9 protein-coding genes are annotated in these 8,565 nt (G+C 56.1%); 2 read left to right on the forward strand and 7 right to left on the reverse strand.

Annotated elements, in window-relative coordinates:
* Position 1: 1 nt before the first annotated feature.
* The 4 genes from Q0K10_RS13210 to Q0K10_RS13225 form a co-directional block, all read right to left on the reverse strand.
* Positions 2–760, reverse strand: coding sequence for a sulfite exporter TauE/SafE family protein (locus Q0K10_RS13210; protein WP_294507852.1), 759 nt, complete (start codon positions 758–760; stop codon positions 2–4).
* Between the two features lie 81 nt (positions 761–841).
* Positions 842–1,726: a phosphoribosylaminoimidazolesuccinocarboxamide synthase gene (locus Q0K10_RS13215; RefSeq protein ID WP_366943015.1), complete on the reverse strand. Its 885-nt coding sequence runs from the start codon at positions 1,724–1,726 to the stop codon at positions 842–844.
* Positions 1,727–1,760: 34 nt separating this feature from the next.
* On the reverse strand, positions 1,761–2,078 hold the full coding sequence (gene rplU, locus Q0K10_RS13220; protein ID WP_294507856.1) for a 50S ribosomal protein L21: 318 nt from the start codon (positions 2,076–2,078) through the stop codon (positions 1,761–1,763).
* Positions 2,079–2,151: 73 nt separating this feature from the next.
* A complete protein-coding gene (locus tag Q0K10_RS13225) occupies positions 2,152–2,880 on the reverse strand; it encodes a glycosyltransferase family 2 protein (RefSeq protein ID WP_294507858.1) in 729 nt (242 codons plus the stop codon).
* Between the two features lie 136 nt (positions 2,881–3,016).
* Here Q0K10_RS13225 and Q0K10_RS13230 point away from each other — a divergent pair, with 136 nt between their 5' ends.
* On the forward strand, positions 3,017–3,544 hold the full coding sequence (locus Q0K10_RS13230) for a hypothetical protein (RefSeq protein WP_294507860.1): 528 nt from the start codon (positions 3,017–3,019) through the stop codon (positions 3,542–3,544).
* A 63-nt stretch (positions 3,545–3,607) separates the two neighbouring features.
* Here the strand turns inward: Q0K10_RS13230 and Q0K10_RS13235 are convergent, their stop codons facing one another.
* A complete protein-coding gene (locus tag Q0K10_RS13235) occupies positions 3,608–4,459 on the reverse strand; it encodes a metallophosphoesterase (protein ID WP_294507863.1) in 852 nt (283 codons plus the stop codon).
* Positions 4,460–4,867: 408 nt separating this feature from the next.
* Positions 4,868–5,992 carry an integrase core domain-containing protein gene (locus Q0K10_RS13240; protein ID WP_294507865.1) on the reverse strand — a complete coding sequence of 375 codons (1,125 nt, stop codon included), beginning with the start codon at positions 5,990–5,992 and terminating at the stop codon, positions 4,868–4,870.
* A gap of 322 nt (positions 5,993–6,314) precedes the next feature.
* On the opposite strand from Q0K10_RS13240, the gene Q0K10_RS13245 reads away from it, so the two are divergent.
* Positions 6,315–6,785 carry an HRDC domain-containing protein gene (locus Q0K10_RS13245; protein WP_294507867.1) on the forward strand — a complete coding sequence of 157 codons (471 nt, stop codon included), beginning with the start codon at positions 6,315–6,317 and terminating at the stop codon, positions 6,783–6,785.
* A 6-nt stretch (positions 6,786–6,791) separates the two neighbouring features.
* Here the strand turns inward: Q0K10_RS13245 and Q0K10_RS13250 are convergent, their stop codons facing one another.
* Positions 6,792–8,342: a metallophosphoesterase gene (locus tag Q0K10_RS13250; RefSeq protein ID WP_294507869.1), complete on the reverse strand. Its 1,551-nt coding sequence runs from the start codon at positions 8,340–8,342 to the stop codon at positions 6,792–6,794.
* Positions 8,343–8,565: the final 223 nt, after the last annotated feature.

Here is an 8,565-nt window from a genome sequence, read left to right on the forward strand (position 1 = left end):
TTCAGAAGAAGAGATAGATCGCGCAGAGTACGACGATGACCTGAATGATGTTTTCGAAGAGTTTCTGCGGCATCTTCGAAATCAGCAGAATCCCCAGCGCGCCGCCGACGAGCAGGAACGGAATCATCGTGAGGTCGACTTTCAGCGCTTCGAGCGTGATGCGCCCGTCCATGATGAAAAGCGGCATTTTCGTCCAGTTGATGATCAGGAAAAACCAGGCGTTGCAGCCCATGTACTTCTGTTTCGGGAGCTTCATCGCGAGGAAGTAGATCGCGGCCACCGGACCGGCTGCGTTCGCGAGATGGGTCGTGAATCCGAGCAGTGTACCGTAGAAACCGGCGGCGATCTTCCCGGTGGGAATCTGATCCGGCGCGACCCGCGAGCGGATGAAGTTCAGCAGCGCGAGCCCGAGTACAATTCCGCCGATGACCATGCGCATGATCCGGTCGTTTCCCTCCGGCAGCAGCCAGAGCACCACTGCGCCGACTGCAAGTCCCGTCCACGCCCACGGCAGCAGCCGCCAGATGATCCGCCAGTCCGCCTTGCGGCGATACCACGAAACCGCCATGAGGTCCGCCATTACGAGCATGATGAGCTGCAATCCGGTCGACAGCCGGCTCTCAAACGCCATCGTCAACATGATGACCGGCAGGACCCCGATGCCGGGAATCGCGGTTTTGTTGATCCCGATCAGGATCGCGCTTGCGATCAGAACTGCGATTTGAACCGGACCCATCCCGGCATAGAGTTCCGTAAACATGATTTTTTGATTTCCCGAGAATGAAAAAAGGCGGCGAATTGCCGCCTCTTTCCGGGTTGTTCCACCAACTCCCGGCTGCGTTTACAGGGATTTCCCCGTGAGCATCCGGTAGGCTTCCAGGTATTTTTCGGTGGTTTTGCTGACCACGTCGGCGGGCAGCTGCGGCCCCGGAGCGGTTTTGTTCCAGTCGAGCGTTTCGAGGTAGTCGCGGACATACTGCTTGTCGAGACTGACCGGGCTCGTTCCGACCTTGTACTGATCCGCGGGCCAGAAACGGCTTGAATCCGGAGTCAGCACCTCGTCGACCAGGATGATCTTTCCGTCGAGTTCACCGAATTCGAACTTCGTATCCGCCACGATGATGCCGCGTTTTTCGGCGTAATCGCGGGCGGTGGTGTAGATCTTGAGCGAGAGATCCCGCAACGTGGTCGCTTTTTCCTTCCCGAGCAGCCGAACCACATCCTCGAAGGAGATCGCTTCGTCATGCGCCCCGATTTCGGCCTTGGTCGACGGGGTGAACAGCGGGGTGTCGAGTTTCGACGCCTGCTGGTACCCGTCGCGCAGCTTGATGCCGGAGACGGTTCCGCTTTTCTGATAATCCTTCCAGCCGCTGCCGACAAGATAACCGCGGACGATGCACTCGACCGGCATGACCTTCGCCTTGCGGACGATCATCGAGCGCCCCTGAAGATCCTTTGCGTAAGCCGCAAGCTCCGGCCGCGTCGTGACGTCGGCGGAGATCAGGTGGTTCGGGATGTCGCGCATCAGGTCGAACCAGAAGAGCGAGATCTGCGTGAGCACCTCGCCCTTGCGGGGAACGCCGCACGGCATGACCACGTCGAAAGCGCTGATCCGGTCGGTCGCCACGAAGAGCAACGCATCTCCGAGGTCGTAAACGTCCCGAACCTTGCCGCGGTTGATCAGGGGAACGCCCGGAATTTCAGTCGAGAGCAGCGCTCCGTTCACATCATACTGCATGGCGTACCTTCTTCCTTACGGTTCAGCCTTTGATTTCGCCGATTTCGACGCGGGTCAGGCTCTGGCGATGACCCTGTGTGCGGCGGTAGCCCTTGCGGCGCTTCATCTTGAAGACCACGACTTTCTTGCCGCGGAACTGATCCTTGACTTCGGCGGAAACCGTCGCGCCCTCGATTTTCGGGGTGCCGACGTTGAGTTTCCCGCCCTCTTCGCCGATCGCGAGGACTTCGTCAAAAGTGACTTTCCCACCGACTTCGACGTCGAGTTTCTCGATGTCCACCACGTCGCCCGTCTTGACTTTCAGCTGCTTGCCGCCGGTTTTGATGATCGCATACGTCATTTATTGTGCTCCTTGAGAGTGATTGTAACCATCCGTTTTCAACTGACATACATCCGGTTAATATAATCCTGTTTCAACATTTTGCAAGCATGATTCGCGGCAGATTCTTGATTAACTTCAGAAAATATTCGGTTTCCGCCTTCCAGCGGGGCTGTCCGTAGCGGAGTTTCACGTGCAGTTCATCGCGTAGACACGCCGCGATGTTCCGGTCGGAAAAGCCTCCCTCGCGGTAGAATGCGACCGGTTCCGGAACGTAGATCACGTCGACGCCGCAATGGTTGACCGCACGGTACATGAAGTCATAGTCACCGAGCAGCCGGAACGACGTGTCGTATGCGCCGATGCGCTCATAGACGCGCCGCGGCACGAACATCGACGGATGCGGGGCGAAAGCGCCGCGGTAGCGGTTTTCCGGGCGAAATCCGCGGACACGTCCTTTTTTCTCGTAGATGACGTCTCCCCAGAAGATCGAGTTCCCGAGATCGCGCCCTGCGAAACTCTCCGCAACGAGCTTCAGGGCGCCCGGCAGATAGCGGTCGCCCGAGTTGATCAGCCCGATCACATCTCCTGTCGCGCGGGCGATGCCCTTGTTCATCGCGTCGTAGATGCCGCGGTCCGGTTCGCTGACAAAGACGGCGAGTCCGCCGCGCCGCTTTTCGATCTCTTCGACGGTCCCGTCGGTCGACGCTCCATCGATGACGATATACTCCAGCTCCGGATAATCCTGATTCAGCACGGAATCCATGGTTTCTCCGATCTGGGAAACGTTGTTCCGCACAATGGTCACGATTGAGATTTTCACGCCATCCTCCACAGTCAAACAGAATGTAAAAAGATACACGCGGAACTTTTTTTTTCAACCCGGTATTTAACATTTTGCGAAAAGCGGTTTAAGTTTATTTTATCCGGCAAGTTCAAATGAGAGAAGGAGGAGAACCATGAAGATTCTGATGAATGTTCTGTTCGGGGCCATGCTGCTCGGAGCCGTCGCCGCAGATGCGGATGACATTTACGATAATCTGCTTGAGACGCAGAGTGCGGTTTCGAAGTGGCGGAATGCGCAGCTCATGACTTTCCTGCCGAACGGCGCCCCGGAATCCGACGAGAGTGCGGTGCGACTCTTCGTGACCGATCCCGCGAAGGGCGCCATGGCACAGTTCCCCGTCGACGTCAATTTGGTTCGCGGCAAGACCGTGAAGCTCACCGGCAAGATCAAGGGCGAGAATATCTCTGTTCCGCCTCAGGCGTATCTCGGAGTCAAAATGATGTTCGAGATCGTCGGTGCCGACGGCAAAAAGAACTATCCCGACGTGCAGCCCAAACTGACCGGCACTTTCGGCTGGCGTGAAGCAATCACCATTGCGACGATTCCGGCCGATGCGAAGGCAGTGACGATCGTGATCGGACTGCAGAACTCCTCGGGCACGATCTACTTCTCGGATCTCGAACTCGATGAAGTGAAGTAAGCAGGCTGCCTGTCCCGTTGGAAATACGAACCGCCGGAGACCGGATCCGGCGGTTTTTTTGTGTCAAACCAGCTCCACCTCGCGCGCGAGATCCTGAAATCCTCCGCCCGTGACGTACTGCCCGATCCGTCCGAACAGCGTTGTCTGAAAGTTGAAGTGGAGATGTCCAGCGAGAATCGCCTTCACTTCCGGTGCTCGTTTTACGCGGTCGAGGAAGGAGAGGGTTGCGGCATCGGGTCGCTGCTGGCGGCGTCGATGGTCGCTGTAAGGGGTGAGCAGCTCGTCCGGGGTTCCGACGAGGTAGGCGCATTCGTTGCGGCGGTTGACCATCATCTCATGATAGAGTTCGTCGGTGTGGATCGGATTGTGGAACAGCAGCACGATCGGAAATCCGCGTGCGATTTCCGCTTCGAACCGTTCGAGTTCCTGTTCCCGGAAAAGGTAGTAGGAGTTGTCCACGGCGACGAGATTCACGCCGCCGACGATGCGCGAAGCGAAGCGCAGGTTGTTCGGGTAATATTTCTGCACCAGCGGCAGAGAATCGAGTTTGTACGCCTCGTCCTCCCACGCTTCTCCGACGTATTTGCTGAATTCGTGATTGCCGGCGGCGACGAAGCAGTCGTGGGCGGCGAAGAACTTCCCGGCCAGATCGAGATTCCGGTATGAGACGAAATCGATCAGGTCGCCGGTGTGGATGATCAGTTCCTCATGTTCGCGCGCGTGAGCAACCGCCTCTTCGAGATGACGCGCGAGATCGACGCCGTCGGCCGCGAATTCGGCGGAGCGGCGGCGGGCGAGTTCGCGTTTCCGCTCATCGTCTCGCTCGTCGGCAAAGGCGAGGTGGGTGTCGGTCAAATGCAGCAGCCGGACCGGTTCCGGCAGCCCGATTTCGATGCGCAGTTTCGAGAGTTTCATGATGCGGATCCGATTTTTCGTTTGGAAATCTGATTTCAGATAATAAAATCCGGTTTGAACATTTTGTCAATGAGACTTTGAAATTTTCCGCATCAGAAAACCTCGACCATTTTTTTATTTTCCAGAAAAATTCTCTCCACCTCAAACTGGCGAATTTTTCGAGTCTCAAAAGGAGGAGCATTTTCACTTCTCGAAAAATTCTCCGTGAGAAACTGGAACTTCATTCTACCTCAAAAAAGAGTTTGAACATCGCGAAAATGGTAGAAAAGAGATTCGAACTTCCGACCTCTACTCATGACCTGTCATACGAAAAAATCAGACTGGCAGACTGTCATAAAATCCCTATTTTTTCTGACAAGAGCGAAAATCCTCACGCGCGCGTAACGGGGGTGCATAAATTCCTCACGTTCACGCCGCCATCGGTTCCCGTCGATAACCGTGAAGCAAGCCACCAAGAAATGAAACCTCTCTGACCGGGGCATTCATATCCTGCGGATACGGTTTGACCATTTTGCCGTCAAGCCCGGCATGGGGACGATAATGGTTCCAGTATTCAAGATATTCCTTGACCGCCAGCCGAAGTTGCCGTTCTGAAGTAAAAATAATCTTGTTCAGACACTCTGTCTTGATCGCCCGAATGAAATTCTCCATGCGGGCATTCATCTGCGGTGTGAACGGCGGCAGCCTCTTGATTTGAACCCCAATAGATTCAAAAACAGAATCGAATCTCTTGTTGAAAAGCGGATCGCGATCATGGATCAGGTATTTTTTCCCCAGCATGAAACCGTCCCACATATCGCACATGTTTCTGGCAATCTGTGTAGTCCAGTTGCTGTCAGGATTATGAACAATACCTCCCAGGCATACTTCCCGGCTGCCGATGTCCATAAAAAACAGCAGACTCTCACGAACCAGTCCGAATGGAGTCAAACGTTCCACCTGGGCGAAATCCGTCGATGCGGTTACATACTGCTGCGTTTCGATAAATTGAGACCAATCTCCGCGTAATCTCCGGTCGGGATCAGGAACGATGCCGTTCGCTTCCAGAATATGCCGAATCGTTGTCGCACTGACGTTGTATCCCAGATACCGCATTGTTCCGGCAATGTGTTCATATCCCCAATCGGGATTGCTTTTCGCCAGCTGCAGGACTTTTTCAACTATTTCCGGAGAGATGGGCTTTCTGCCCCGTTTCTTCTGTCCCTCATTGACGCTGTTGTATTTTGCTTCAACCAGATCGGAATACCATTTCCGGATTGTTCCGGGAGCCCATGTCGGTTCTATGGAGGCAAGCAGAAAATCATTCAATTCTTTGCCTTTTTGAGCCAATCGGCGTTTGTCGGATTCCGTCAGGATTGGGCGTTCCTTGCCCGTCAGCGAAGCCAGATGCTCCTCGTAGATGCGGAGCTTCTCCGCCATGTAGTCATTCATTTTCTGCATATTCTCAAGAATTGTCCGCAGATCCCCGTCTTTCACATCCTGCATGAACGAAAACAGTTTATTGACTGTTTCATTGACCTGTTTACTGTTCATATTGTAATCGCTCCATCAACAATTTGGCTGCTGTATTTTTCACTTAATATACAGCTGAGGTTATCCGGTTGCGAATATGAGAATCTATGCACTTCAAAGTCTTCTGCGACACTCGGATCCAGCGGCGGGTGCTTTCGTAAGGAAGTTCCTTCAGTTCGCTGTATTCTTGAATCGTCAAGCCGCTGTCCCAATATTCGGACAATTGCTCCTCCCAATAATCTCGTCCTTCGCGTCCCATGCCGTCCTCCCATTATTCCGGTTTGTGGAAGAACATACCACGCTGTCTGACTCAAATCCAGATGGGGCTGGGCGCATACAGGTGATGAAATACATCAAATCCCTTGAAAGCTGCCGCTGCATCGGCCGGATCGAACGCGGCGACTACCCCTGTCTGGAACTGGCTCCGCACGGCATGGAAGTGCTGGCCGGACACGCCCAGGCCGAACTCGACGTACCGGAAGAACCGCTGCGGGAACGGCGGCGCCATGAAACTCCGGACGCCCGGCGCACCGCCGGCAGCACCGGATCTAAAGCAGCGAAAATGGAGCGGCACGCGCTTTACGACGCCTTGAAATCAGTCCGTTCCCGGCTGGCCGAACAGCGCGGCGTCCCGCCCTTTCAGGTACTCTCCAACGCTGCGCTGGCCGACTTCGCGGAACGGCAGCCGCTGACCGTGCAGGAAGCGATGGAAATCAACGGGATCGGCCCGGTGAAGGCCGCCACCGTCGTTCCCCTCTTTCTCGGAGCAGTCCGCCTGTGGCGCGCCGCCGAGCGCGAAGCCCGCGGCGGCTGACCGGATTCAGCGCAGGCGGATCGTTTTGGACGGCGTCGCGGAGTCGCCGCCGAAATAATGGGCGACCACGCCGTCAGGCGCAATATCCAGCCGGAAGTACCCCGCGCCGCGGGCATGCCAGTAGCGGGTGACGGCAGGCTGATATTCCGCCAGAAGCCGGATGCCGTCGGGATTCCGGAAGACCTCCTGCTGATTACGCCCGTACTCCGCCGCGGAGCCGGCTTCCTGAACGTATTGAGCCAGCGGCTCCGCGCTCCATACGCTGTTGGCCATCAGCTGGGTGATCCGCCCGGAATCGGTCGCGCACTCCAGAAGCTCCAGCGCGTGTTCATGTCCGGTCAGCACAATCACATCGTTCCGCAGAAAGAGTTCGCGGAAATAACGGCGGACATTGTCGGCGCCGAATCCGAAAAGAAACCAGGAGCAGGAACCGCTGTCCGCCGGCAGAACCGGCCCGTGCGTCACCACGAATTTATACCGGGCGTCCGGGTGTTCCGCAAACGCCCTGCGGATGGCGTCGCAATCCGGCTCGTTGAAGTCGATGAATACATAGAGATCACCTTCCAGCATGAAATGGAACGTCGTGGAAGTGATCTTCCGATTCAGTTCCCGCGACAGGTACGGCAGCAGTGTCCGGCGGCAGGCTTCAGCTGCGCCGGGACCGCGCACATCGTGATTGCCCGGCACCGTCAGAAACGGCAGCGCACGGAATGAAGCCTTGAACGCCGAGAGCGTATCGAGCATCATGCGCTCGTGCGTTTCCGGGTTGCCGCAGTCTCCCTGGACGAGGTCGCCGACCTGAACGACGGCGCGCGTCCTCTCCGTAATCTGCCCGGCGGCGGCCTTGAGCATGCGCGGCCCCCGTTCCCGCCAGATGGCTTCATTGCGGGCAAATTCCGCACGCTGAATCCGGTTGAGTTTCTCATCCGGTTCATTGTACGCACTGTGGTAGACCTCGTAAGGCGCGTCAAAATGCGTATCTCCCAACAGGATCAGCTGGTAGGAACTGCCGCTTCCGGCGGGCGGCGCCGGCGGAGGCAGCGTGCGCCGCGCCAGAATCTGCGGAACCGGCAGCGGCGGAACCGCTCCGCAGACAAACGTGAAAGAGTTTCTTCCCCGGATCAGCTTCACGGCAAGGAGGTTCATGCCTTTCTTCACCGGGATCAGCACGGGCTGATTCCACGGGGAATAAGAGCTGCTCCCGTTACCGGATTTCAAGGTATTGAGATATTCCCTGCCGTTGCAGAACACCTGCATCCACCAGTCGCAGCCGAAGCCGATCGACAGCATTCCGTCGCGCTCCGACAGAAAACGGTTGTAGACGACAGCGGTATCATGCTCTTTGCCGGCGGCTCCGCCGCGCAGCAGATCCAGATCGATTCTGCCGTCCTTCAGCGCAAAGGGCACCGCCTCCGCGGGAACACGGTTCTGCCACTCACCGGAAACGTGTTCCGAAAAAAACCATTGATCGGCGAGCGGGAAAAACTCTCCCGCAATGCCGTTCAGCCCTGCCAGAAGAGTCCCCAGCAGCATCCCAAGCAACCTCCGTGATTTCATTTGAATCCTCATCTTCTCCGTTATTGAAAGCGCTGAACCGGTTTCAGAAAGATTGTTCCTTCAGCAGCCATGTTTTGGACAGACCGCCCATGAACATTGAACCGGCCTGTTTTATAATAGTGCATGGAGTTCATTTTTTCAAGTCGTTAGAGCCAATTTCAAAAGTATTGGCTCTCTCGTGTTAATCACTTGTTTTTTCGTGCGTCAAAACCGTTTCGGCGCA

Origin of the sequence: uncultured Victivallis sp. (genome assembly GCF_944391105.1) — a bacterium.
Lineage (GTDB): Bacteria > Verrucomicrobiota > Lentisphaeria > Victivallales > Victivallaceae > Victivallis.